The organism is Blautia caecimuris (assembly GCF_024622975.1).
Lineage (GTDB): Bacteria > Bacillota > Clostridia > Lachnospirales > Lachnospiraceae > Blautia_A > Blautia_A caecimuris.
Window position 1 is genome coordinate 1 of the sequence record NZ_JANJZT010000038.1, and the last position, 24,705, is coordinate 24,705.

Sequence of the window (24,705 nt, forward strand, 5' to 3'; positions counted from 1 at the left end):
TATAAAATGGATGAAATCAGTGAAGAGGAAGCGGCATCCGTTTGATATAGCAATTATTTAATATTCGTTATACTAGTTCGAAATGGAAGAATGTAGATTTCATATTGGTGATGTAGTCCAGCATTTTAAACGGGAAAATGTAAATCTGGAAACAGCGGAGTACTTGTACCGGATTCTGGCTTTTGCGCAGCATACAGAAAATGGTGAGAAGCTGGTGATTTATCAGGCATTGTATCCGCCTTATAAAACATGTGCCAGACCATACGATATGTTTTGCAGTGAAGTGGATCGGGAGAAGTATCCGAATGCGAAGCAGAAATATAGATTTGAAGTAGTGCCGGTAGATTTTTGGCCAAGATAATATGGGTAGAAAAAGAGAATTACATTGAAGGACAAGACCTATGTGAAATTATGAGGTGATGTGCTATGGCTTTATTTGATCAGAAGCTCCGTACGTTATATCTGATGGAAATCCTGCTGGAACGTACCGATGATGAACATATGTTAAATGCATCGGAGTTGTGCACGATTCTGGATCAGGAATATGGGATCAGTACGGACCGAAGAACAATTTATACAGAGATGGAGATTCTTGATAAATTTGGACTGGATATCCAGCAGAAGAAAGGCAAGTGTCCGGGCTATTATATTGGTGCCAGGGATTTTGAACTGCCGGAGCTGAAGCTTTTGGTGGATGCGGTTCAGTCTTCAAAATTTATTACGGAAAAGAAATCCAAAGAATTGATACAGAAACTGGAGAAGCTCTGCTGTAAGACAGATGCTGAAATGCTTTCCAGATATGTCTTCATAGTAAACCGGCCGAAGACAGAGAATGAAACGGTGTATTATAATATATTATAGACTTAAGGCATATATGAAATATTTACAACTGTATGTGGAGGTCACCTATGAGGATGTTTCCCTATTCTCCAATTAATTATTCTGTAGCAGCGCCATATGATGTGCGTTGCACATTTGATGAAGAGCATCATGAATGGATCTATGTGATTTCTATGCCAGAAAAAGACAAGGCGATGCTTGAAGAAATCTGTAAAGCCTATAATAAAGGCGGAAGATTTGATTCGACAATTTTATTTGTGGGTAATACGAGAGTCGGAAGCGGCGGCACAGTGGCTGAAAGGTGAAAAAATGAAAGCTTAGTCTCTGCGATTAAATATTCCAGTGCAGGTCAGCACTGTTTTGCGGATATTGGATCCCACTGGTATGGATCTGGATATCGCATATTCCAGCAAATTCTTGGTGGCATGTGAGACGCATCATTCTTCATATAAAAGAACTGTACAGAATTTCATCTCAAACGAAATCTTATACACTAATTTTGCCTTATACGAGGGACCAAGCTGAGACTTGGGCTTAGCTTTTTTACGTTGAAGAGAGATCTTATGGATTTGAACAGGAGTTAGATGTTGCGATTAAGGTAATAATGGCTATGAAAGATATGATTTGCAAAAAAGATATAGATCCGAGTATACATGTATGCTCATAATCGAGAGAACGAGCTTGGGTGTTATATGTAGTGAAAAGGTGGCCAAGTTGACTACCATTTGAATAAAATACGATTGCGTACAAATTGTAAAACAAATAATGCTTTCTAAAATCGACAAAATAGTGCATAACGTATATAATAGTAAACACTAAAAGGAGATGTAAAAAGATGAAGAAAGCAGAATATAATATATTACCGTGAACAGAAGAAATCCTGCAGACAATGGGAGAACAGATTAAGCTTGCCAGACTCAGACGGAGTTTATCCGCTGAACTGGTTGCTGAACGTGCCGGGATCAGTCGTGCCTCTCTTTGGAAGGTTGAAAAAGGAGAGCCGTCAGTTGCTATGGGTATATATGCTGCCGTTCTGCATGCTTTAAATAACCTGGATAAGGATCTTCTGCTTGTTGCAAAGGACGACGAGATGGGCAGACAGCTACAGGATCTCAATCTAATCACAAGAAAACGCGCACCAAGGAGGTCTAAATAATGGCGGTTAACAAAAAATGATTTTAGTATATGATGATTTCAGTACTGGTTTGCAAAGTCTCAAATAATGATACTCCAAGAAACGTAATTGATACTTTATAGCCTGTATTTGGTATACCTTTGATACTTCCAGCTGATACAATGATTATGCTGGAAGTAGAAGATCAGCAGGACAACTTAATAAAATTATTTAAAGCTCTATTGGGTTAAACACCCAATGGGGCTTTTTTTGATGCCTGAAAATCAATGATTTCCAGCCAAAGCCACGGGTCTGTCTATGACTGCGTGATTAGGAAGGGAATCAGGCATGATCATTTGCTTCTATATCTGTTATACTTTTATGTTTTTTTATTTTCAATAATTGAACAGCTTTTTGCTATTTAAAATGAAAAAATTTTTATCTAAAAGTACCAGTGCTAAAAAACTTCAAAAAAAGCCGGGAATCATTTATAATGGAGAACATAAACATGGAACGAAACCATGTCATAGGAAGAAATGTATTTTGAGAGGAGGCTCTTATAAATGCTGAGTATTATTTATGGAGATGTGAAAAACAGTATTTATAATACAAATGTTTATTTTAAAAACAGCTATGAACCAGAATGGCTTGAGGCAGAACTGGCGAAAAAGATGATTAGAGATATTGATGATTCAGAAGTATTAAGTGGTGAATGCATTAACAGTCCGGTGTTGGGACAGATTCCTCCTGAAAGACTGTCAGGAGGAGTGAAAACATTGTTGTTGATTTTAAATGAACCAGATCGGATTTTCAATGCCTCGACCTGTGGCGATAACTGTGCAAAATGGATATTAGAAATAGGCAGAATTAAAGATGTCACCATTAATCTCAGACATATGATGAGTTTTGGAAAAGACATAAAATTTGAAATCAAAGTTCAAAATGGAGGAGAAACAGCTCATTCAATGAAGGAACTTATTCCTATAGCAAATAAGTATTTAAATGAAATGAAACAGGAGTAGTGATTATGAAAGGTTCACATAGAATCATTGTAGAATCCAGAAAAGTGAAATATGATTTTGTGATTCATAGGAATATTACAGTTATTACTGGTGACAGTGGATCTGGTAAGACCGTTTTAATTGATCTTATACATGATTATGGAAGATACGGTGCAGACAGTGGCGTATTTCTTTCCTGCGATTGTCCGTGTAAAGTAATTGATAGTGAGGATTGGGAAAGACAGATAGAAGAAACAACGGGAAGCATTATTTTTATTGATGAAGGAAACCGCTTCCTCATTTCAAAGAAGTTTGCGCAGCTCGTGCAGGGATCTGATAATTACTTCGTATTGGCTACAAGAGAAAAACTTCCAGCATTGCCATATAGTGTAAATGAAGTATATGGATTTCGCAAATCTGGAAAATTTCATGATGCGAAACAGAAATATAATGAGATCTATCATTTATATGGTGAAATATCAGAAGAAAAGAATATCAATCCGAAACTTGTAATTACAGAGGATTCCAATTCTGGATTTGAATTTTTTAATGAAATGTCCAGACAGAAGGGAGTGAACTGTTTTTCTGCTGGTGGGAAATCAAATATCATCAGACAGTTGGAACAGAGCCAGAATGAAGAGGGTACAATTTTGGTCATTGTAGATGGAGCAGCATTTGGTTCAGAGATGAAAGACATCAGTGAATGTATCAAAACACAGGGAAACATTGTTCTCTATGCACCAGAATCTTTTGAGTGGCTGTTACTTTCAACAAAGGAAATACCGGAAGTAAATGTAGAAACAGTACTTCAGAATCCGGAAGAATACATTGACAGTAAAGAGTATGTCAGTTGGGAACGATATTTTACAGATTTATTGATAGAAAGTACGAGTAAGAATTTTATATGGGCATATTCGAAGAAAAGGCTTACAAAGGCGTACTTTGCTCCAAGGATAGTGAATGCGGTAAAAGCAATTATGAAATTAGTAGACTGGGAAAATGACAAGTAAAGTTTATCATAGAAACTATTTTGCAAAGTCTCAAATAATGATACTCCAAGAAGCGTAATTGATACTTTATAGCCTGTATTTGGGATACCTCTGATACTTCCGACTGATACAATGATTATGCTGGAAGTAAAAGATCAGCAGGACAACTTAATAAAATTTTTCAAAGCTCTATTGGGTTAAACACCCAATGGGGCTTTTTTTGATGCCTGAAAATCAATGATTTCCAGCCAAAGCCACGGGTCTGTCTATGACCGCGTGATTGGGAAGGGAATCAGGCATGATCAGATGCATCAGCGGATCACGTGCACCTCCGCCCCTGGATTTGAAACAGAAAACAAGATTTCAAATTCAGGAGGAAAAGAAGATGTACGTACAGCATCCATACAAATACGAAGGAAAATATTATGCAAAGATTGATGGAGTATTCTATGAGATTTCCAAGGAAGTAGCAATGGCAATGTTTGCCGAGTATCGAAATGAAATTTATCGTAGCCGTAAGTGGGCACCGGAGTCAGAAGAAGATGATCAGATGGAAGATTTTCAGGATCTGGAAAATAAACAAGAGAAAGAGGAGCCTGCGGATCAGAAAGATAAGAAATGGAAACGTAAAACCAAGAGATGTGAAATCCTGGATTGCGCTTTCAGTGCAAACAGCGATGGGTTGTCTATTGCCGATATGGCAGATGATACACAGATGAGTATGGAAGAAATGATGATCCTGAAAGAGGAGAGCAGAATTCTTCATGAAAAGATCGACAAGCTTAGCCTTCAGGAACAGTTCATCATTAAATCTATTTATTTTGATGATATGAAACAGAAGGATGTGGCAGAAATTCTTGGTGTCACAAAAGGTGCACTGAGTCAGAGACTTAATACGATTCTCAGAAAGATGCGAAACATGTACATGGAAGGATAAACAACATTTTTATGATTTTTTGTTTCCTTGCCTAAACTTTCTCTGTGTTTTTAGTATTTAGAAATTGAATAAACAAGAGAAAGTGAGATGGCAGATATGGACAAGAGATATTATTCAGTAGCAGAACTGCAGGAGATTTTGGGTGTAAGCAGACAGTGTATTTATGAGCTGCTCAAGAAAAAGAAATTCAGTTGGGTGATGGTCGGTGGCAAGTACCGTATTTCCAAGAAAAGCTTTGATGAGTGGCTGGATCAGCATCAATAGAAAGAGCGTTTTGGATGATTTGTTTTGTGTAAACGATGACATCCTAACGCTTTTTCTGCAGATGCGTTATGTTAGTAATGTAGGAGGTGTCACAGTTGTATTACAATCCATTGACAAAGGAAGAGGAATTCCATGAACTGGTGAAAGAGATAGAAAGCCAGAGCGCATATAAAAGGCAGCCTCCTCCGGAAAAGAAATATATGTCCGTACCAGAGATGGGACGACTTCTGGGGCTGAAGAAAACAGACCGATACTGGATGGTGCACAAGAACTTTTTCAAAACAGAAGTGATCCTTGGCAAAATGCGTGTAGAGTTGGAAAGCTTTGAAAAGTGGTATGCCAATCAGGTGAAATACCATAAGGTCACAGGAGAAGAGCCAGGACTGGAACTGAAGAAAAGTTCCTATTCACCACGGGATATTGCAGAGATGCTTCAGATATCTGAGAACCTGGTTTATGAAAAAATGAAAAAGGCCGGTGTGGAATTTATCTTAGTGGACTATTGGAGGAGATATCCGAAAAAAGCATTTGATAAATGGTATCGAAGTCAGAAACGGTACCGAAATGCCGAGGACCGGGAGAAAGTTCGTGACATTGTAGAAAGCTCCATGGCTATGCCGGAGATGGCCGGCTTATTAGGTGTTCCCAGATCTACCGTATATGGTCTTCTGAATCAGTCAGAGATTCTGAAAACCATTGAGTTTGATGGTCGAAGACGAGTGACAAAGAAGAGTTTTTATGAATGGTATGGCAACCAGGATGATTATCATATCGTATCGGACGAAATGCCAGAGACAGTGAATGGTGAAGATAATCGCAGGATTGAAGCTTATAGAAGAGCGGTTCTAGAACGAGATGGTCATAGCAAGAATATAGGAAATGATGTTTATCTGACAGTAAATGAGGCAGCAGTTCTGGCAGGAGTGAATCCGGCAACCGTGCACAAATGGATTAAAAAAGGAAAAGTAGAAGCAGTACAAAGCAGCAAAACGATTCGAATTCCAAGGCAGGAGTTTGAGGGTTGGCTGCAAGGCAGAGAGAAAGTGGAGGTTTAACATGGCATCATTAGTAGAAAGAAATGGAAGATATTGTGTTGTTTACAGCTATAAGGATAAAACAGGAAAGCGCAGGCAGAAATGGGAAACCTATAAGACCATGCAGGAAGCGAAGAAGCGTAAAAAAGAAATCGAATATCGTGCAGATGTGGGGCAAATGGTTGTGCCTCATTGTAAGACCGTAAAGGAATTGATGGAGGAGTATATTACTTTATACGGAAAAGAGGCCTGGGCCTTGTCTACATATTCTTCAAATGTGAGCATGATCAATAATTATATCGTTCCGATCATTGGCGGGGATAAGCTTGAAAATATCAATACCAGGTTTATCGAAAAGTATTATCAGCGATTGCTCAGAACTCCGGCTGTGGTCAATCCGGCCACCGGAAAACGGCAGTCAGAGTATGTGTCACCGGCAACGATCCGGGATATCCATAAACTGCTTCGGAGCTGTTTTCAACAGGCGGTAAAATGGGAACTGATGCCGAAAAATCCGGCAATCTATGCAACTGTTCCAAAGTACAAGAGCGCAAAGCGTGAGATCTGGACAGCAGAAACGCTGATGCATGCACTGGAAGTTTGTGAGGATGAGCGCTTGAAGCTGGCACTAAATTTGGCATTTTCCTGTTCCATGCGTATGGGAGAAATGCTCGGACTCACCTGGGATTGCGTTGATATCTCTGATGAGGCGATTGAGGAAGGCCGTGCATTCATCTATATCGATAAGGAAGTACAAAGGGTAGATAAAGCAGCGATTCAGGAACTGCATGGAAAAGATGTGATTCTGGTATTTCCGGAGGAGAGCAGAAAGAACAAAACTGTACGTGTACTGAAACTTCCGAAGACAGAGAGCAGTATCCGTAAAGTATTTCTTCCAAAATCAGTAGCGGAAATGCTGGTAGAATGGAAGAAAGGCCAGGATAAGATCAAGGAAACACTGGGAGAGGAATATATGGATTATAACTTGGTGATGGCAACTCCGTTTGGTCTGCCAGTAGGGACTTCTTCTATTCGTAAGGCCCTGAATGATCTGATCAAAGAGCATAATCTTCCACCGGTTGTGTTTCACAGCCTTCGTCATACAAGTGTCACTTATAAGCTGAAGCTAAATGGCGGAGATATCAAGGCCGTGCAGGGAGACTCCGGTCATTCACAGATTAATATGGTTACGGATGTGTATTCTCATATTATTGATGACGACCGCAGGAAGAATGCAGAGCTCTTTGAAGAAGCTTTTTACGAGAAAAAAGATCTGGATCCGAGTATGCATGCCCATGCTGCCGGCAAGACTGTTGAGCTTCCAACGGATGTTGATGCGGAATTATTAGCCAAGGTCCTTTCAAATCCGGAAATGGCAGCACTTTTATCTACCCTGGCCAAATCCCTGGAGAAAAAATAGAGAGAACGAGTTTAATTGTTATATGTGGTGAAATGGTAGCCAAGTTGGCTACCATTATCACTAATTCTCGATGATGAGGGGACTGATAAGATAATGTAAATCAGAAAATTTCTGTCTAATTCCAATTTTTCAATTCACCAGACATAACAGAAAAAGAAATTACAATATGAAATATGAGATTATATCTCATAAAATCATTGCAAAAAACAAAAAATAGAATATAATAAGGATATAGGCAAGAAATTTTGAAAAATGGAGGTAAATAAGATGTTATGCCAATTTACAGTGAAAAATTTTAAAAGTATACGGGATGAGGTAACATTTGACATGCAGGCTGCCGCCATTTCTGAGCACGAAGACAGAATTATAAAAGATAAAGATGAGGAATTATATTTACCGGTATCGGCGGTATACGGACCGAATGGTGGAGGAAAATCTAACGTTCTTGAAGCGTTGCATAGCCTGGTTATGAAAGTGTTGCGACCATTATATGCTACAAGTAATAACGAAGAGACTGCAATGAAAATGAAAAAGCTTGTGATAGAGCCGTTTGCTTTTGACGAAGGAATAAGGAATGAACCAACAGAATTTGAATTGTTCTTCAGAACAGAATTAGCAGAGTATCGATATGAATTAACTGTTAAAAAAGAAGTGGTTGAATACGAAAGATTAGATCGTATAAAATTAGAAACAGGGCGGAAATCGGCACTTTTTGAACGCGATGAAAATGAAATTATTTTGAAAGGTGCATTTGCAAGATTGAAAACCAGTGATGAATTATCCGATACATTACCGCTGTTATCGTATCTTGGAATCACCTATAGCAAAAACGAAGTGGTGCAGGATGTACTTGATTGGTTTGCTGAGGAAATTGATTTCTTGAATTATGGAAATCCTATGCAGGAATTGCGAATGGCCGTTTCGAAGTCAGAGGACGTAAAAAGACTGATGCTTCAGATGATTCAGGAGATGGATTTAGATATCGTAGATTTCCGTGTAGAAGAAAAGGAAAATGATAGTATTGAAGTATTTACAAAACATGTAGTAGATGAATTTGAAGCAGAGCTGAATTTGTTTGATGAATCCAGTGGAACTAAGAAATTATTTGGCTTGCTTCCATTTATTGCAAAAAGTTTATTGAGAGGAACAACGCTTGTAATTGACGAATTAGATGCAAAGATACATCCGGTATTACTTAAATACCTTATTATGACGTTCAGTAATATGGAAAAGAATAAAAAGGGCGCACAGTTGATTTTTACATCACATGATCTGTCAACCATGAATAGTGAAGTGTTCAGAAGAGACGAAATCTGGTTTGTAGCAAAAGGAAACCGTCAGAACTCAAAATTATATTCTCTTGTAGAATTTAAAAATAAGAAAGGTGAATCTGTACGCAAGGATGCCAAGTACGATAAACAGTATCTGGAAGGGAAATATGGCGCAGATCCTTATCTCAGAAAGATTATAGATTGGGGGACGGTGAATGGCTAAAAGAGGCAGAAAAGAGAAAGACAATTGGAAAAAGAAACGTCGACAGGAATATCTGGAAAAGAAAGAATTCCGTTATTACATTTTCTGTGAGGGACAAGCAACGGAACCTAAGTATTTTGAAGGATTTAAACGGTATATCGAAGATAATCCTATTTATCGAGATATGGTTTTAATAGAAATTGAAGGTTGCCAGGCTGAGACAATGCGAGTAATCGGAAAAGCGGAAGAGTATGTGCGTAAGAATAAGATTGCAAAAGGGCAGATATGGTGTGTTTATGATAAAGACAGCTTTCCGGCCAGTGATGTCAATGGAGTAGTCCAGCGTGCAGAAGTATTAAATCAAAAGAATCCGGATGTTCAATACTATGCAGCATGGAGTAACGAGTGTATCGAATTTTGGTTCATGCTGCATTTTGCATATTACACAGCAAATAACCATCGGTCGGAGTATAAAAAATTTTTAAATGAAAAATTTCAAGAGCTAGGAATTGGGAAGTATGAGAAGAATATGGATAACATATTTGAAATTCTGATGAATGATGGAAATCCAAAGCTGGCAATTCGATATGCAAGACGGATTATAGAAAATGGGAAGGGAAAGACACCGGCAGAGATAGCACCTGGAACAAAGGTGCATGAGTTGGTAGAGGAACTAGCGAAATATTTGCCAGAGGAAGTACGAGTTTTATTTTGAGGAAAGGAATAGTAATTGGGAAATATAAAAGTTTATTTTTCAGATTTTTTTGAAATCGATGAAGATATTATCGAGGAATATGGTGCTATAAATATATCATTAATAAATGACCTACCATTATTTATAGATCCATTTTTGTTATTTAATAGTGAAAATCCGGATTTTCAAAAGATACACAAAGAAATGATTGATTATCTGTTATTTTTGCAAGATCAGGCTGAAAAAGCATCGAAATTTACATCTGGAATGAAAAAGGCATGGTTTTCATTTTCTGAAGTAAAACAAACTTGGCTTGGATTTAGCCTATCTGGCAATGATGGTTGTGGAATGGGGAATGATTTTGCGAACAGCTTATATGAGGGTTTGAATTCAATATTTAAAAATTTTGGTAAAGAAAAAATAACAAAAGGTCACCATATGGAGAAACTTTGTCTAATAAGTCCAAGAGTAGGTCGTGATAAAATTAGCGACTTTACAACTAATTTTGCAAAACAATATCTATTAGAATATACACAGAATTTCGCAAAAATGTATTTGAGACCGGAACAGTGCAAAGAATTTTCAGTAGGCAGAGTATGCTTTAATTGGGAAACTACTTCTTGGAAAGCACAGAAATATTATTTGCCATGCTATGCAGATGATTATGTGTTGCTGACACCAAAGACAATGCTTACAAGAGATGATACTTTTATAAATAGAATTGATATGATTCGAAATTTGCAAGAAATTGCACCGGCCATTTCTGACGATGCATTACGATTTGAACTTGAGACATATTTTCGAGAAGTTTTGCATAAGAAGAAAAAAGAATTAAGCCAGACAGAAAAAAATGATACTGCTACTAGGTTGATTAAACAACATCCAGAACTTATAGATTATTACATGAAATATAAGGAAGATAATGAAGCCGAAGCTACATCCATTAGTAAAGAAAAAGTAGAAGAAGTAGAGATGTTGTTTAATGATCAAATATCTCAATTAGTTTCATTATTGAATGAAAAAACAGAGTTTTATCATAGAATTCCTGATGCGCATGATGAAGCAAAGCTAAGAGTCGGTTATCTGAAGCATGTGATTGAAGAACAAGATGGATATAAATTATTTTACGCTAAAGGGAAACCAATTAAACGCGAAGCCGATTTGCAAGTGATATATCGATTGGTTTGGTATGGGTCGGCTTTAGACGTTAATAGGGAAGTTAATAATGGACGGGGGCCTGTTGATTATAAAATTTCATACGGAAAGAAAAATTCTACGTTAGTTGAGTTTAAACTGGCATCAAATTCGAAATTAAAACAGAACTTGGCTAAACAAGTGGAAGTTTATAAAGCAGCCTCAGAAACAGAGCGAGCAATTAAGGTAATAATGTTTTTCTCAGAAAAAGAATATGAAAAAATATGTGCAATATTAAATGAACTGGAATTGGTGTCATGCGAAGATATCATATTAATTGATGCGAGAGATGATAATAAAGAGTCTGCATCTAATGTAAAACTTTAATATAGCACTGTATCAGACTAAAAATAAGTTTGGTACTGATGCAGGCATTCGTTACTATGGTGAGGTTTTCAGAACAACTATTGTTCGCCGAAAGAATATCAGGGAAGTACCTTTAACACATGCAAATGGGGAAGAACCATATTATCGATTTACTGTTCGAAATTGGGAAACTCTTGATAAGACTATTGAACCGAAAGAGCATGGTTTTCCATGCGATTATACGAATATGTTCTTGCTGCAGCATAGCGAATTCGTTCCGGAACTTTTGATTGAATCGGAAGAGAAGTATCGATTCTATTCAGAGTTGAAGAGAAGTGTTAACTCTGCTGAGATAAATCAAAATAATGCTAATATCGGATTTGAATATGGCGATGTAAAGTATGTATTCAGTGACGGAAATATTTTAGCAATTAAAGGTGGAAAAATTGTTGAGAAGAAATCAATTGACGATTTTGCAAAAAGGCCTGCTGATACATATCGGAGACTGCAGGCGATAGTAGAAACTAAGAAGAATGCGGTTTCGTAAATATGAAAAAAGGAATAACTTTTTATGATTTATGCAGTTAAAAGAATTGACGAAGACCTGGACTTCGGATGTGAAGAACGAGCAGAAGATACACCTGTCATGGCGGTAGTCACACTTATGACTTCTTCAGGTGAAGAGGTGACAGTAAAAGCAGAAGATGCCATGCTCTATGAGCGCAATATCAACGAAGGTGACAAGGTCTACTTTGACGAAGAGAATAAATTAGAAAAAATATAAGAGAAGACTGACCTGGTTGGCTTTCGTGGGAATCGTTACCACTGAGCGAAAGGAAGTATGAAAATGGACCAGACAATTGATTACTACAACCTTAATGCAGAAAGTTTCATAGAGAATACACAGAATGTTGATATGCATCTGGCTCAGGATAAATTCCTTCATTTGTTGAATGAGGGAGCCGCTATCCTCGATTTCGGTTGCGGTTCCGGCCGTGACACGAAATATTTCCTGGATAAAGGATGCCGGGTTACAGCGACCGATGGTTCAGTTGAGCTTTGCAGACGAGCCAGTGTTTTTACCTTACCGGCATTGAAGTGCAAGAAATGTTGTTTCAGGAATTGGATGATATAGACACTTATGATGGCATATGGGCATGCTCCTCTATTTTGCATTTGCCAAAGAATGAGCTGCTTTTGGTGATTCGAAAAATGAGTGATGCGCTTAAAAGTATCGGCGTAATCTACACTTCCTTCAAATACAGTAATTTTGAAGGTGTGTGTAATGGCCGGTATTTTACAGATTTTACTGAGGATTCCTTTAAGGAATTCATAGCAGAGATTCCGGAACTTACGATAGAAGACTACTGGATTACTGACGATGTCAGACCAGGAAGGGGTGATGAGAAATGGCTCAATTTGATACTCCGCAAATCGGATATACGTTAAATATCAATGGAGAATACCATAACACCTTGGATATTGAGAGCTTTTCTCAGATGATGAAGGATCCTTCCTACTGTTATAAATTTTACTGGCTGGAAGCAATCGTGGATATTATTTCAAAGGGGATTCAGGATACTACCTTTGATGCAATCATTGATGAAATGATCTGCAATGCCTGGTATTCCGTAAGAGAATTTCATATTCACCTTAGCGGCATCCAGGCGGACGGCCTTGTGAGAGATGGTCTGGAACGTGCTGTTCTTAAACTGACAGAACTCAGTGACCTTCCGACAAATGCTTCTAAAGTAGAGATTAAGAATGCCATTAGAGAACACAATGCCGATCTGAAACTTGCTAAGGGACAGCTGACCAATATGGTTCCCGGTCGGGCATTGGCAGGTTTTTTCTCAAAAAGCTCAGAAGAAGTGCCGTGGGGAAGTATCCGCAGACTGACTGAATATATCCGAAGAATCGACAGCACTATGATTCGACTGCCGTATACCTTTGGAGACAGCAGCAAACTGAAAAAGGAAGTTCATTTCAATCCGGATTGGATGCGCATGATTCAGGATAATATGGTAAATATTTTGGGATGGATTCAATACGAAAAAGTAAAATGGCTGCAGAATAATAATCCGGAGGTTCCGGGCCTGATCTACAAGCTGGCTCCGATGGATGAGAAGATGCGAAAGCTGAATAACGTACGTAAACTTTGGGAAGGCATTCTGGAAGTAAGAGAAGTATGCGATGTCTTTACGGGTAAGCCGATTATCACAAAGCAGTATGATGTTGATCATTTTATACCATGGTCTTTTGTCATGAATGATGAGCTTTGGAATCTGATGCCGATGGATTCTTCTTTGAATTCGTCGAAGAGTAACAAGCTTCCAAAATGGGACCCGTTCTTTGCGGTGTTCGCAGAAAACCAGTACGGAATGTACAATCTGATCCACGAGCGAGCAGGTCTTCATAAGCTGTTTGAAGACTGCTATCGGGATAATCTGCACTCTATTTGGGCAGGACAGGAATTGTACAGACCGGGAAATTCAAAGGAAGAATTCTATCATATCCTGCAGAAAAACATGCAGCCGGTCTATGATTCGGCCAGACGACAGGGATATGAAATCTGGAATTTATGAGAATAAGTAAAACGATAGAATATATGAGGTGATGTGCTATGGCTTCTTTTGATCAGAAGCTCCGTACGTTATATCTGATGGAAATCCTGCTGGAACGTACCGATGATGAACACATGTTAAATGCATCGGAGTTGTGCACGATTCTGGATCAGGAATATGGCATCCGTACGGATCGAAGAACGATATATACAGAGATGGAGATCCTTGAGAAATTCGGACTGGATATTCAGCAGAAGAAGGGGAAAAATCCTGGCTATTATATCGGTGCCAGAGATTTTGAACTGCCGGAGTTAAAGCTCCTGGTGGATGCTGTACAGTCCTCCAAGTTTATCACGGAGAAGAAATCCAGGGAACTGATAACAAAATTAGAGAAGCTCTGCTGCAGGACGGATGCTGCAATGCTTTCCAAATATGTTTTCATCGTAAACCGTCCGAAGACGGAGAATGAAACTGTTTATTACAATGTGGATTACATTCATACTGCAATTTACGAGAATAAGGAAATTAAGTTCCATTATGCAGAATGGACTGTTAAGAAAGAACTGAAACTGAAGAAAGACGGTGCATTCTATGTTGTCAGCCCGTGGACACTGACCTGGGATGATGAGAATTATTATCTGGTAGCTTATGATGCAGCGGCTGGAATTATCAAGCATTATCGTGTAGATAAGATGCAGAATACGGAGATCCTGGAGACAGATCGTAAAGGGGAAGAGTCCTTTAAGAACTTTGATCTGGCTGCATTTGCCAAGAAGACCTTTGGAATGTACGGCGGTGTGGATGCAGAAGTAACACTGGAATGCAAGAATGAACTGGCCGGTGTTATCATCGATCGCTTTGGACATGATGTATGGTTGATTCCGCAGGGAGAGGATCACTTTAAAACCAGAGTTTTGGTATCAGTAAGTCCGCAGTTCTTTGGTTGGGTAACTGGTATTGGATCCGGAATGAAGATCACGGGACCGGATAATGTGAAGTCTGAATATAAGGCATATTTGCAGGATGTGCTTGAGAATTATTGATCGGTTATAGGTGAGATTATGGTTGAAGTATCAAAACGTGATTGGAAATCGTTCCGTGAGAAACTTCCTGGCTGGCAGGAAAGTTATATGGAACGTTTATGCAAGGAATATGTAGAGCTGCTGACCTGTGATAAGAAGGGTTCTGAACGATTCTGGGCACTGGAAGAGCGTATCAAAAAAGATCGCAAAGCGCCTGGCGTTATTTTATCTGTCAGCAAATCAGATATGCTGATCGATCTCGTTCGGTTGGTTCAGGATGAGGTGATTGGTCTTGAGGATCTGTCTGATTTTAGTGAGGACGTGCAGGAGAGAGTGAAATTCATGGTGCAGCGCTGGTAATGTGAATGTGGTAAAATATGCATTTTCTGGTCTTCATATAACCTGAAAATGCATTTCTTGTTTGACGACTAAAAGGTAAGGTTGACACATTAATTGATCTGGCGTATACTGATATCATAAATAAAAGGTAGGCCACCTAAGATACATGAAGGAGGTCCTGATATATGGATGAGTTATATCAGCAGATTATTGATAGTTATAAAGAGACGGGTTCTGTAAAGAAGACAGCAGAAGAGCTTGGGACATATCCGATCAAAGTACGAAGAGTTCTGATTACTGAGGGACTGTGGCACAGCAAAACCAGTAATCAGGTTGCAGAGTTGTTTGCTCTGGGCAAAAGTGTAGGTGAAATAGCAGAGGAGCTTGTTATATCAGAGAAGAATGTTCAGTCTTATATGCCCTATTCCCGTGGCCAGTATGGCGGGGAAGACAGAAGCAACGAAGCGATTCGAAGCGAGGAATATAGAGAACGGATGCAGCAGGCAGCTAAAAATCAGGTTACCAATACAGAAGCACGTTCAAAAAAGAAAGAGGATGATATTCAGGAGCAGCGGCGCCTTCTTGAAGAATTAAACGCAGAAAAAGAGCGATTAATGAAAGAGAAAAAAGAATTCTGGGACATGATCGAAGCAGAGATGAAGCGGATTCCTATGGCAATGCAGCTTCATCTGGAATTGGATCTGGGATATTTCGCAGAGGAGCATAAGAAAGTTCTTAGAAGATACGGAAGAATGAAGGATGGAATTACCAGAGATTTTATTGTTCCGGGCAATATGACACTGCATGGTCTTCATTATGCAATCATGAAAGCTTTTGGATGGCAAAACAGCCACCTTCATAGCTATGTTCCATATGAGGATGAATTCAAAAAAATGACAGATGGGGGATTGGTAAAAGAGTGGACCCGTCAGGTTGGTATGTATTTTCGTTTTCCAAGTGAGAATTATGAAGATATATATTGGGACGATGATTATGAGGAAGGTGAAAGCTTTAAGACCTGGCTGAAATCCAAGTATTGTGGACCATACTCCTATGAAGGCGTGGGAGAGCATTACATTCCTGCACAGATTGAAGTAGACAGATTCCGAAAGGCTTGGCCTGCTATTCAGAAGAAAACAACAGATCAGAGAACGTGGAATGTCTACATGGAAGGTCAGTGTGAGGAAATGCTGGAACGCCCGATGCTTTGGACTGTACTAAAAACACCGGCTGAACAGGGAGATTGGGATTCATGGAAACAGGAGAAAGAGGCCGCCCTGAAACAAGTTGAGAAAAAACGTAAGGACATTATCAAAAAATACAGACAGCTGACAGCCCGTATGAACCAGATCGTTGAAGAGGCAGGAACGCATTTTGACAAAGAAGGAAATCCGACGATCGACATGGCTCCATATTTCCGGGAGATGGAGGAACTGAACCGTGAATTGGAAATGTTGTGTATTGAATATAATCCTGAACCAATCCCGGCATTATCTGCATTGTGTTATCGATATGACTATGGCGGCAGGTGGGAGATTAAAATCACCTGCACCAATGCCTGGTACGACAAAACCGTTTATGCCAGGGATGAAGAAGGCGATATGCTTCATGATAAAAATGGATTCGTTCCCGAGAAAGTTTTGTTTGTAGATGCCTTTGGTCAGCAAATAGACGGAGAGTTCCTGGACAAGTTGAGAGAGATTCAGCGTAAGGAAAAACCAATCTGCATTGCCTGGGATGGAATGAGTCTTGTGGATGATGTTGGTGGTGTCGGAGGTTTTTGCGAATTCCTTGAGACGATTAACGGTGATGATCCGGAAGAGAAGAAAAGCTATAAAATATGGGCAAGGAGTCTGGGATGGACTGGACGCATGCCAAAACCGGAAAATATGCTGTAGCTGTCGGGATTTTTGTACATTGCTTTATGCTACATTTTAGGAGCAGACGGACTAAAAAATAGCGGGATGGTGATGTAGTGTGATGGAGTTCCAGACGAATTAAAAAAAGCTTCGTACTGAGGAGGGACTGACACAGGATCATCTGGCTTTGCTGGTGTAAACCAGTACGGACACGATTGGAAGAATTGAGCGAAAGCAGAAGACAGCATCTTATGAGGTGCTGTTTCGTATCGCCAGATATTTCCATAAGCCTGTGGAAGATGTGTTCTGGTATGAGTGAGAGAAAAAAGAGAAGGCTGATGCTGTCATGGATGTGATTTCCAGTGCCGGCACCAGCCTTACGTTTATTTTACGACTTTTCCGAAGGTTCGAAGCTCCATTTCAGGTTTGATCTGGATAGGAGCATATTTTTTGTTGAGAGATATCAGTTGAACATTATCTTTGTTCTTCTGATATTTTTTAATATAAGCGTTACCGTTCAGATAGAAGATTCCGATATTGCCATTTTCCAGCTGATCCTGCTGATGAACCCATACGATCTGTTTATTCACATAGACCGGTTCCATGCTGACGTCGGAAACGCGGATGCCGAAGTCTGCGGCTGCGGGGACATCATCACCGACTTCAAATTCTTCATACTGATCAGAGTCAAGAAAGAGGCCGGTACCGGCAGAAGCAGGTTCTGTAAATACTTTGCGTTCTGTTCGTGATGTAGACAGGTTTTTCCGGACATACATTCCGCTTTTGATCAGCAGGCAGGCTTGTCCTGATGTGATCTTTGTGCCTCCTCGAATGGATTTGTATCTGAAGTTCTCTTCGATGCTTCGGGAAATCTACGGCGAGTATACGGATAAGATTGAACCGTATGGCTGTGATGAAGCATGGCTGGACGTTTCTGACAGTAGTTCCTTGAAAGGTGATGGCCGTAAGATTGCAAATGAGATCAGTGGCAGAGTCAAAAAGGAACTTGGTATTATGATCAGCGAGGGCATTTCCTGGAATAAGATTTATGCAAAGCCTGGCAGTGACTACAAGAAGCCGGATGCGATTACAGAATTCAATCGTGAGAATTATAAGAGTCTGATCTGGAAACTGCCTGTATCGGATCTTCTCTATGTCGGAAGATCTACCAACAGGACTTTGTCGAAGTATGGAATTCATACCATCGGTGATCTGGCATGTACGGATTCTGATTTCCTGATGAAGCAGCTTGGTAAGATGGGACTTGTGATCCATTCATTTGCAAATGGATGGGATGAGTCACCGGTAGCTCCGGAAAACTATTCGGCTCTAACTAAGTCTATTGGAAACAGCACGACTATATCTGGACATCGAAGAAAATATGCAGCAAAGCAATTAGGATATCGTAAGGTTCCAGTGATCATCCGAGTGTTGAAGGATGATGAAGCAGTCGTGGCAATGGTGGAATCGAACTTTCAGAGAGAATATATTTTACCGAGTGAAAAAGCCTTTGCTTATAAGATGAAATATGATGTGTTGCGAAGAGATAATAAGAAAACAATATGTGGCCAGGTTGACCACAATCATAAAGGAAAGAGAACGGTGCAGGTTTTAGCGGAAGAGTTTGGAGAATGTCCAAAACAGATTTAAAGGTATTTAAAGTTCACACAACTGATTACAGAATTATTGACGAAAATAGCCAAGAAATTTATCCGTTATCAGGAAGGTACACAACTTTACAGCATTGGATTGACAAAATTTCAGAAATTGGCAAAAGAGGATAAAGCAGTGTACAAGGTTGATAAAGTTGCTCTTGTAAATTGTGAAATCTTTTAAAAATATCTGGAGACTTTTCGGCACACAATCTGAGACACATTTTTTGCACAAGGCTTTGTGAAAGAGAAACTAACCTGAAACTAATCCAATGGATCATGGGGCACAAGGATATTCAGACCACTATGGATATCTATGCAGAAGCGACAGAGGAGAAGAAACAGAACAATGGATGTATTTTAAGATGGGCTTATGAAGACTTCCATCTGACAACAGAAATAACCAAATGACATCAAATATGATTTGACAATGATTCATCATGAGGAGAAGAAAAACTTCATTTTCTTATGGTGGACGACCATATTCCGGCAGGTACGGAAATGGAATTTGTACGGGATTTCTATAGTTATTACACTGTTTAAGAAAGAGGGGGACTGATAGAATTAGGAAAGAAATAAAAGAAGATGTAGAGGAGGCACACTCTGATATGAAGGATAACAGATCAAATGATTTACTGAAGGATTTTCTGGGAGAAATCCGGGAAAAGGCCGCAGATTTTCCGGAGCTTCTGGAGATTTTTGAGAACTGTTATAATAATACACTGAATACAACAGTCAGAAGAATGGAAGACGGAACCACTCATGTGATCACCGGAGATATTCCGGCTATGTGGTTAAGAGATTCGGCAGCGCAGCTGCGTCCGTATATTTTTCCGGCAAAAAATAATGAGGAGATCAGAGAACTGATCGCAGGTCTGGTGAGACGGCAGTTTTTTTATATCTGTATAGACGGATATGCCAATGCGTTTAATGAAAAGCCTGACGGCTCCTGCTGGGAAAAAGACGATCCGGATCAGGATCCATGGGTATGGGAGCGAAAGTTTGAGATTGACTCTCTCTGCTACCCGATACAGCTCGCATATCTTTTGTGGAAAAATACCGGCTGTATTACTCAGTTTGACGAGAGCTTTCAGAAGGGTGCAAAAAGAATCCTGGAGATTTTCCATACAGAACAGTATCACGAAGAAAATTCGTCCTATCGTTTCCGACGCCAGAACAGCTATTTTCAGGACACGCTTTCCAGAGACGGAAGAGGCGCTCTGGTAAAATCAGGGACAGGTCTGATCTGGTCAGGTTTCCGCCCAAGCGATGATGCCTGTACTTACGGCTATCTGATTCCATCCAATATGTTTGCAGTAGTGGTTCTGGGATATCTGGAAGAAATAGAAAGAGAATACTGGAAGGATCCGGAGCTGGAAAAAGAGGCGGGAAGACTGAAGGAGCAGGTTTACAGGGCTGTAGAAAAAGAAGGAAAAACTCTTACAGAAGAATTTGGAATGATCTATGCCTATGAGACAGATGGATTTGGTATGTACAACCTTATGGATGATGCCAATGTGCCCAGTCTTCTGGCAATGGATTATCTGGGATATCCGGCAGAAAAGGAGACAAAGGAGAATACCAGAAGATTTCTTTTAAGCAGCGCCAATCCTTATTATTTTAAAGGAAAGAAGGCTTCAGGAATCGGAAGTCCTCACACACCCTCAGACTATATCTGGCATATTGCCATGGCAGTAGAGGGGCTTACAGAGGCCTCCAGGGAAAGAAAAATTGAGATATTAAAGAATATGGCAGACACAACTGCCGGAAAAAAGGTTATGCATGAAGGCTTCTGCTGCGAGGACGACAGCAGGTATACGAGAGAGTGGTTTTCCTGGGCAAATGCCATGTATTCAGAACTGTTTCTGGATGTGTTTGGGTACAGGCTGAAAAAATAAACATTCTGTTGGCATAAAAACAGAGAAAGCGGACAGATTTTCTTGAACAGGACAATATCTTGAATTTGTACACTAAACATAGAAAATGGAAAATTGTACACCTGACTGAGATTGAGTACAATAAAAGCAGAAATAAGGAAAAGCAGGAGGGTTCCTATGAAAGACATGTTTTTGACTGACAGAAAGCTGGACAGAAGAATTTCAGAGATTAAGAACTACAGATATAGAGACGCACAGGATCTGAAAGAATTTGCAGTATGCGAAGACGAGCAGGGTGTGGTAAATCCTACAGTTCCAGTTGATTTTGAGGGCTGGGATAAAATCCATACAGGAGACTGCTGGTCAGGAAGAGACCGCTACCTGTGGATGCATAAAGAAATCCATATTCCGGAGGAATGGAAGGGAAAAAGAGTTGTCGGTATTTTTGACTTTGGAAATACCGGAGCCGGAAACAACAGTGGTTTTGAGGCAATGTGCTACATTAACGAGAAACCGTATCAGGGAGTGGATGTAAACCATAAAGAGGTTTTCTTCCCAGAAGAATTATATGGAAAAACCTTCAGCCTTACTTTCCGCCTGTGGTCAGGACTGGAAGGCGGCGGAGTTCCCAGAAGCCAGGAGCATAAGATCAGCCAGGCAGATCTTGCATGGCTGGATGAAAAAACAGATGATTTTTATTACATGGGAAATCTGATTCTGGATACTGTTAAAAATCTGGAGGATGGAGACCCTGTTAAATATGATCTGAGAATTGCTCTGGATAAGGCCTGCCACTGCATTGACTGGGCTTATCCGGGCAGCGATGCTTTTTATGAGAGCGTACATCAGGCAGATGATCTTCTGAATCAGAGAATCGATGATATGGGCAAACATTCTTCTGTGAATGTAACCTGCGTAGGTCACACCCATATTGATATGGCATGGCTCTGGAGATTAAAACACACTCATGAAAAAGCATCCCGTTCTTTCTCCACTGTACTGAGAATGATGGAAATGTTCCCGGAATATATTTTCCTTCAGACACAGCCCCAGCTTTACGCTTACATAAAAGAAGATTTCCCGGAAATTTATGAGGAGATCAAAAAACGGGTAAAAGAAGGACGCTGGGAAGCTGACGGAGGTATGTGGGTAGAGGCGGACTGCAACCTTACAAGTGGAGAGTCTCTCACACGACAGATTCTGATCGGCAGCAGATTCCTGAAAGAAGAATTTGGAAAAGACGTTGAGTATCTGTGGCTTCCGGACGTATTCGGATATTCATGGGCCCTTCCTCAGATCCTGAAAAAATCAGGCATTGATATGTTTATGACAACGAAGATCAGCTGGAATCAGTTTAACCGTATGCCTCATGACACCTTTAACTGGAAGGGAATGGATGGAACAGAGGTTCTTACCCACTTTATTACCACTCCTGAACCGTGGAATGAGCCTGGCTCCTGGTTCTATACCTATAACGGACTTCTCACTGCAAAAACTGTCAAGGGCGTGTGGGATGCCTACAGTGAAAAAGAGATGAACAAGGATCTTCTGATCTCCTATGGATATGGAGACGGCGGCGGCGGTGTAAACCGTGATCTTCTTGAAGCAAGAAGAAGGATCGACAAGATTCCGGGACTTCCGAACCTGAAAACCGGAACTGCAGGAGAGTATTTCAGAAATCTCAAGGAAACTGTAAAAAATACGGATCAGTATGTTCATACCTGGGATGGAGAGCTTTATCTGGAGTATCACAGAGGAACTTATACCAGCCAGGGCTATAACAAGAGAATGAACAGAAAAATGGAGCTTCTTTACCGTAAGGCAGAGTGGCTGACAGCTATGAAGGCTCTCAGAGAAGGAAACCTGGGCGAGGCGCAGCAGGAAAAACTGACAGAAGGCTGGAAGATGATCCTGACAAACCAGTTCCATGATATTATTCCGGGCTCTTCTATCCATGAGGTATATGAGGATTCCAGAAGAGATTATGAGAAAGTAAGAAAGATCGGAGAAGAGGTTGCAGCTGAGGCAGAAGAAGCAATGACAGAAGCAAAGGACAACTGCTTTACTGTATACAATGCTTCAGGCTGGACCATGGATGACATTGTAGAAATTCCGGAGGAAAAATCCGGTATCTGTACAGATGAAAACGGAAATATTCTTACTGTACAGCAGGCAGAGGGAACCAGATACGTACATGTGACAGATATCCCTGCAATGGGACATAAGGTGATCTTCTTTAAAGACGGAGAAGATCAGGAAAAGAATACAGCGTTTGCTGTAAACGGAAAGAATATTGAAACACCGTTCTATTCCATTTCCCTTAATGATTACGGTCAGATTACAAGACTGTATGACAAAGGGCAGGAAAGAGAAGTTCTCGTACAGGGACAGCGCGGAAACGTTCTTCAGATGTTTGAGGACAAGCCTATCGACAACGATGCATGGGATATTGATATTTTCTATCAGCAGAAAATGCGTGAGATCACAGATCTTACAAGCTTTGAGGTAACACAGTGCGGTCCTCTTCGTCTTGTGATCCATATGGAATGGAAATATATGAATACTGTGATCGGACAGGATATGATCCTGTACAGCACAGACAGAAGAATTGACTTTAAGACAGATGTTGATTTCCACGAAAGACAGCAGCTTCTGAAAGCAGCCTTCTGTGTGGATATCAGAAGCACTTTTGCAACCTATGATATTCAGTACGGAAATGTACGCCGTCCGAACCACTGGAACACAAGCTGGGATCAGGCAAGATTTGAATCTGTAGGACACCGTTTCGCAGATCTTTCAGAGAGAGACTATGGAGTTGCTCTTCTCAATGACTGTAAATACGGCTATGATGTAAAAGATAACATTATGAGAATTTCCCTTCTGAGATCCGGCCTGCAGCCAGACCATATCCAGGATGTGGGAAGACATGAGTTTACATATTCTCTGCTTCCTCATAAGGGAGACTTTGTGGAAGGACAGGTTGTGGAGACTGCCTACAGACTGAACAATCCTGCCGATGTGGTAAAAGGTGAGGACAGAAGCGCTGAAAGCTTCTTTAAACTGGATAATACTCAGGTAGAAGTAGATGCGGTTAAGAAATCTGAGGATGGAAAATATCTGGTTGTACGTTTCCATGATTTTGCAGGAGCAAAACAGAAAGTCTGCGTTTCCCCATCCTTCGCATATGAGAAATGGGCGGAAAGTGATCTTATGGAAAGACCTGTGGAAGAATTCAGAAATGATGAAGTGAAGCTTGAGCTGCATCCTTACGAGATCAAGACTGTTCTGTTTCAGATCGGAGAGTAAGGAGCAATAAAAGTCAGTATCAAAAGAAAAAGAGGATAATGAAGGAGGAAGTGTTGTGTTCAGCGAAATTTTTCAGATTGAAAAAATACTCGGCGCATGTGAGAGGATATTATATTTTTTAAAAATAAATTTCTTCTTTCTGGTGTCAAACATTCCTGTTCTGCTGTTTTTCCTTTTTGTGGGAATCAGCCAGGTGCGCACTTACCTCCCTCTTTTCCTGATATGCGCAGTGTTTGCAGGACCGGCTTTAAGTGCAGTGTTTTTTGCCATGAACAGAGTTTTACACAAAACTGATACAACTGCATGGAAGGACTACAAGGCAGGATATACAGATTCCTGGGGCAGAAAAATGGGAATTGCAGGAATCCAGCTGTTCCTTATCTGGATGTTCTGGACAAATGTGGAGTTCTTTTCTCTTCAGGTGCCGGTCCTGCCGCTGACAATTTTATTTTTCCTTTTGTTTCTTGGCGTAGTTATCATGACGCCGGATCTTTACCTTCTGGCTTCCCGATATGAAATGAAGGTAAAGGATATTTTCAGGGGAGCTGCAATCCTGGAATTTACAAGACCTGTGATTACTCTTGGAAATACAGCCATGATGGTTATTATCCTTATATTGCTTGAAATCCAGCCGGGAACCTTTATCCTGTTTATCGCAAGCATTTATGGATTTATGGTTGTGTTTATGAATCAGAGAGTGATGAGGGTCATAGAAGAGAGCCGCTGACTGCGCTCTCTTTTTGTGATATAATTCATTAGGAAAGTATCAGATTCAGAGTTGACAAAAAGAGCAGTTCTGCAATAAATCGGAACTGCTCTG

At 40.1% G+C, this 24,705-nt stretch carries 24 protein-coding genes and 3 pseudogenes; 26 read left to right on the forward strand and 1 reads right to left on the reverse strand.

Going from position 1 to position 24,705, the window contains the following annotated elements; genetic code table 11:
- Nucleotides 1-106 precede the first annotated feature (106 nt).
- The 20 genes and pseudogenes from NSA57_RS16935 to NSA57_RS17030 form a co-directional block, all read left to right on the forward strand.
- A pseudogene (locus NSA57_RS16935) lies at nucleotides 107-361 on the forward strand (DUF1653 domain-containing protein); the annotation flags it as partial.
- 65 nt (nucleotides 362-426) lie between these two features.
- On the forward strand, nucleotides 427-861 hold the full coding sequence (locus tag NSA57_RS16940; RefSeq protein WP_257465529.1) for a hypothetical protein: 435 nt from the start codon (nucleotides 427-429) through the stop codon (nucleotides 859-861).
- 47 nt (nucleotides 862-908) lie between these two features.
- Nucleotides 909-1,145: a hypothetical protein gene (locus NSA57_RS16945; RefSeq protein ID WP_257465530.1), complete on the forward strand. Its 237-nt coding sequence runs from the start codon at nucleotides 909-911 to the stop codon at nucleotides 1,143-1,145.
- A gap of 584 nt (nucleotides 1,146-1,729) precedes the next feature.
- Complete coding sequence (locus NSA57_RS16950) at nucleotides 1,730-1,996, forward strand: helix-turn-helix domain-containing protein (RefSeq protein WP_257465531.1); 267 nt, start codon at nucleotides 1,730-1,732, stop codon at nucleotides 1,994-1,996.
- Between the two features lie 521 nt (nucleotides 1,997-2,517).
- Entirely contained in the window at nucleotides 2,518-2,976 is a 459-nt protein-coding gene (locus tag NSA57_RS16955) for a DUF4869 domain-containing protein (protein ID WP_257465532.1), read from the forward strand.
- 5 nt (nucleotides 2,977-2,981) lie between these two features.
- Nucleotides 2,982-3,965 carry an ATP-binding cassette domain-containing protein gene (locus NSA57_RS16960; protein ID WP_257465533.1) on the forward strand — a complete coding sequence of 328 codons (984 nt, stop codon included), beginning with the start codon at nucleotides 2,982-2,984 and terminating at the stop codon, nucleotides 3,963-3,965.
- Between the two features lie 364 nt (nucleotides 3,966-4,329).
- Nucleotides 4,330-4,881, forward strand: coding sequence for a sigma-70 family RNA polymerase sigma factor (locus tag NSA57_RS16965; protein ID WP_257465534.1), 552 nt, complete (start codon nucleotides 4,330-4,332; stop codon nucleotides 4,879-4,881).
- Between the two features lie 87 nt (nucleotides 4,882-4,968).
- Nucleotides 4,969-5,145 carry a helix-turn-helix domain-containing protein gene (locus tag NSA57_RS16970; RefSeq protein ID WP_257465535.1) on the forward strand — a complete coding sequence of 59 codons (177 nt, stop codon included), beginning with the start codon at nucleotides 4,969-4,971 and terminating at the stop codon, nucleotides 5,143-5,145.
- Nucleotides 5,146-5,240: 95 nt separating this feature from the next.
- A complete protein-coding gene (locus NSA57_RS16975; RefSeq protein ID WP_257465536.1) occupies nucleotides 5,241-6,200 on the forward strand; it encodes a helix-turn-helix domain-containing protein in 960 nt (319 codons plus the stop codon).
- 1 nt (nucleotide 6,201) lies between these two features.
- On the forward strand, nucleotides 6,202-7,599 hold the full coding sequence (locus NSA57_RS16980) for a tyrosine-type recombinase/integrase (protein WP_257465537.1): 1,398 nt from the start codon (nucleotides 6,202-6,204) through the stop codon (nucleotides 7,597-7,599).
- 252 nt (nucleotides 7,600-7,851) lie between these two features.
- Nucleotides 7,852-9,093, forward strand: a complete 1,242-nt coding sequence (locus NSA57_RS16985; RefSeq protein WP_257465538.1) for an AAA family ATPase — start codon at nucleotides 7,852-7,854, stop codon at nucleotides 9,091-9,093.
- Complete coding sequence (locus NSA57_RS16990) at nucleotides 9,086-9,787, forward strand: RloB family protein (protein ID WP_257465539.1); 702 nt, start codon at nucleotides 9,086-9,088, stop codon at nucleotides 9,785-9,787. The genes NSA57_RS16985 and NSA57_RS16990 overlap by 8 nt, the downstream gene beginning before the upstream one ends.
- Before the next feature lie 15 nt (nucleotides 9,788-9,802).
- Nucleotides 9,803-11,287, forward strand: coding sequence for a DUF8370 family protein (locus NSA57_RS16995; RefSeq protein WP_257465540.1), 1,485 nt, complete (start codon nucleotides 9,803-9,805; stop codon nucleotides 11,285-11,287).
- A 265-nt stretch (nucleotides 11,288-11,552) separates the two neighbouring features.
- Nucleotides 11,553-11,813: a hypothetical protein gene (locus tag NSA57_RS17000; RefSeq protein WP_257465541.1), complete on the forward strand. Its 261-nt coding sequence runs from the start codon at nucleotides 11,553-11,555 to the stop codon at nucleotides 11,811-11,813.
- Nucleotides 11,814-11,837: 24 nt separating this feature from the next.
- Nucleotides 11,838-12,050: a hypothetical protein gene (locus NSA57_RS17005; RefSeq protein WP_257465542.1), complete on the forward strand. Its 213-nt coding sequence runs from the start codon at nucleotides 11,838-11,840 to the stop codon at nucleotides 12,048-12,050.
- A gap of 63 nt (nucleotides 12,051-12,113) precedes the next feature.
- Nucleotides 12,114-12,715 (forward strand): annotated as a pseudogene (locus NSA57_RS19835) (class I SAM-dependent methyltransferase).
- Nucleotides 12,676-13,851, forward strand: a complete 1,176-nt coding sequence (locus tag NSA57_RS17015) for an HNH endonuclease domain-containing protein (protein ID WP_257465543.1) — start codon at nucleotides 12,676-12,678, stop codon at nucleotides 13,849-13,851. The pseudogene NSA57_RS19835 and the gene NSA57_RS17015 overlap by 40 nt, the downstream one beginning before the upstream one ends.
- Before the next feature lie 38 nt (nucleotides 13,852-13,889).
- Nucleotides 13,890-14,873, forward strand: coding sequence for a helix-turn-helix transcriptional regulator (locus NSA57_RS17020; RefSeq protein WP_257465544.1), 984 nt, complete (start codon nucleotides 13,890-13,892; stop codon nucleotides 14,871-14,873).
- 18 nt (nucleotides 14,874-14,891) lie between these two features.
- The gene (locus tag NSA57_RS17025) at nucleotides 14,892-15,212 is read left to right on the forward strand and encodes a hypothetical protein (RefSeq protein WP_257465545.1); all 321 of its coding nucleotides are present in this window, start codon (nucleotides 14,892-14,894) and stop codon (nucleotides 15,210-15,212) included.
- Between the two features lie 164 nt (nucleotides 15,213-15,376).
- Nucleotides 15,377-17,089, forward strand: coding sequence for an IS1096 element passenger TnpR family protein (locus NSA57_RS17030; protein ID WP_257465546.1), 1,713 nt, complete (start codon nucleotides 15,377-15,379; stop codon nucleotides 17,087-17,089).
- 344 nt (nucleotides 17,090-17,433) lie between these two features.
- Here NSA57_RS17030 and NSA57_RS17035 read toward each other — a convergent pair whose 3' ends face one another.
- A complete protein-coding gene (locus NSA57_RS17035; RefSeq protein WP_257465547.1) occupies nucleotides 17,434-17,826 on the reverse strand; it encodes a S24 family peptidase in 393 nt (130 codons plus the stop codon).
- A gap of 7 nt (nucleotides 17,827-17,833) precedes the next feature.
- Here NSA57_RS17035 and NSA57_RS20045 point away from each other — a divergent pair, with 7 nt between their 5' ends.
- From NSA57_RS20045 to NSA57_RS17065, 6 genes and pseudogenes are all read left to right on the forward strand, one after another.
- Nucleotides 17,834-18,700, forward strand: a complete 867-nt coding sequence (locus tag NSA57_RS20045) for a Y-family DNA polymerase (protein WP_306814143.1) — start codon at nucleotides 17,834-17,836, stop codon at nucleotides 18,698-18,700.
- A gap of 21 nt (nucleotides 18,701-18,721) precedes the next feature.
- A complete protein-coding gene (locus NSA57_RS17045; RefSeq protein ID WP_257465550.1) occupies nucleotides 18,722-18,886 on the forward strand; it encodes a DUF6462 family protein in 165 nt (54 codons plus the stop codon).
- Nucleotides 18,887-18,897: 11 nt separating this feature from the next.
- A pseudogene (locus NSA57_RS17050) lies at nucleotides 18,898-19,113 on the forward strand (tyrosine-type recombinase/integrase); the annotation flags it as partial.
- Between the two features lie 197 nt (nucleotides 19,114-19,310).
- Nucleotides 19,311-20,600: a glycoside hydrolase family 125 protein gene (locus NSA57_RS17055; protein ID WP_257465548.1), complete on the forward strand. Its 1,290-nt coding sequence runs from the start codon at nucleotides 19,311-19,313 to the stop codon at nucleotides 20,598-20,600.
- A gap of 165 nt (nucleotides 20,601-20,765) precedes the next feature.
- On the forward strand, nucleotides 20,766-23,885 hold the full coding sequence (locus tag NSA57_RS17060) for an alpha-mannosidase (RefSeq protein WP_257465551.1): 3,120 nt from the start codon (nucleotides 20,766-20,768) through the stop codon (nucleotides 23,883-23,885).
- A gap of 55 nt (nucleotides 23,886-23,940) precedes the next feature.
- Nucleotides 23,941-24,612, forward strand: a complete 672-nt coding sequence (locus NSA57_RS17065; RefSeq protein ID WP_257465549.1) for a hypothetical protein — start codon at nucleotides 23,941-23,943, stop codon at nucleotides 24,610-24,612.
- Nucleotides 24,613-24,705: the final 93 nt, after the last annotated feature.

Excerpts from the sequence above, each read along its gene's own strand:
- NSA57_RS17015 (WP_257465543.1), top strand. The coding sequence starts at position 12,676 with ATGGCTCAATTTGATACTCCGCAAATCGGATATACGTTAAATATCAAT.
- NSA57_RS16940 (WP_257465529.1), top strand. The coding sequence starts at position 427 with ATGGCTTTATTTGATCAGAAGCTCCGTACGTTATATCTGATGGAAATC.
- NSA57_RS16980 (WP_257465537.1), top strand. The coding sequence starts at position 6,202 with ATGGCATCATTAGTAGAAAGAAATGGAAGATATTGTGTTGTTTACAGC.
- NSA57_RS16960 (WP_257465533.1), top strand. The coding sequence starts at position 2,982 with ATGAAAGGTTCACATAGAATCATTGTAGAATCCAGAAAAGTGAAATAT.
- NSA57_RS16970 (WP_257465535.1), top strand. The coding sequence starts at position 4,969 with ATGGCAGATATGGACAAGAGATATTATTCAGTAGCAGAACTGCAGGAG.
- NSA57_RS17020 (WP_257465544.1), top strand. The coding sequence starts at position 13,890 with ATGGCTTCTTTTGATCAGAAGCTCCGTACGTTATATCTGATGGAAATC.
- NSA57_RS17060 (WP_257465551.1), top strand. The coding sequence starts at position 20,766 with ATGTTTTTGACTGACAGAAAGCTGGACAGAAGAATTTCAGAGATTAAG.
- NSA57_RS16955 (WP_257465532.1), top strand. The coding sequence starts at position 2,518 with ATGCTGAGTATTATTTATGGAGATGTGAAAAACAGTATTTATAATACA.
- NSA57_RS16945 (WP_257465530.1), top strand. The coding sequence starts at position 909 with ATGAGGATGTTTCCCTATTCTCCAATTAATTATTCTGTAGCAGCGCCA.
- NSA57_RS16950 (WP_257465531.1), top strand. The coding sequence starts at position 1,730 with ATGGGAGAACAGATTAAGCTTGCCAGACTCAGACGGAGTTTATCCGCT.
- NSA57_RS17025 (WP_257465545.1), top strand. The coding sequence starts at position 14,892 with ATGGTTGAAGTATCAAAACGTGATTGGAAATCGTTCCGTGAGAAACTT.
- NSA57_RS17030 (WP_257465546.1), top strand. The coding sequence starts at position 15,377 with ATGGATGAGTTATATCAGCAGATTATTGATAGTTATAAAGAGACGGGT.
- NSA57_RS17005 (WP_257465542.1), top strand. The coding sequence starts at position 11,838 with ATGATTTATGCAGTTAAAAGAATTGACGAAGACCTGGACTTCGGATGT.
- NSA57_RS16990 (WP_257465539.1), top strand. The coding sequence starts at position 9,086 with ATGGCTAAAAGAGGCAGAAAAGAGAAAGACAATTGGAAAAAGAAACGT.
- NSA57_RS17035 (WP_257465547.1), bottom strand. The coding sequence starts at position 17,826 with ATGTATGTCCGGAAAAACCTGTCTACATCACGAACAGAACGCAAAGTA.
- NSA57_RS17055 (WP_257465548.1), top strand. The coding sequence starts at position 19,311 with ATGAAGGATAACAGATCAAATGATTTACTGAAGGATTTTCTGGGAGAA.
- NSA57_RS16965 (WP_257465534.1), top strand. The coding sequence starts at position 4,330 with ATGTACGTACAGCATCCATACAAATACGAAGGAAAATATTATGCAAAG.
- NSA57_RS16985 (WP_257465538.1), top strand. The coding sequence starts at position 7,852 with ATGGAGGTAAATAAGATGTTATGCCAATTTACAGTGAAAAATTTTAAA.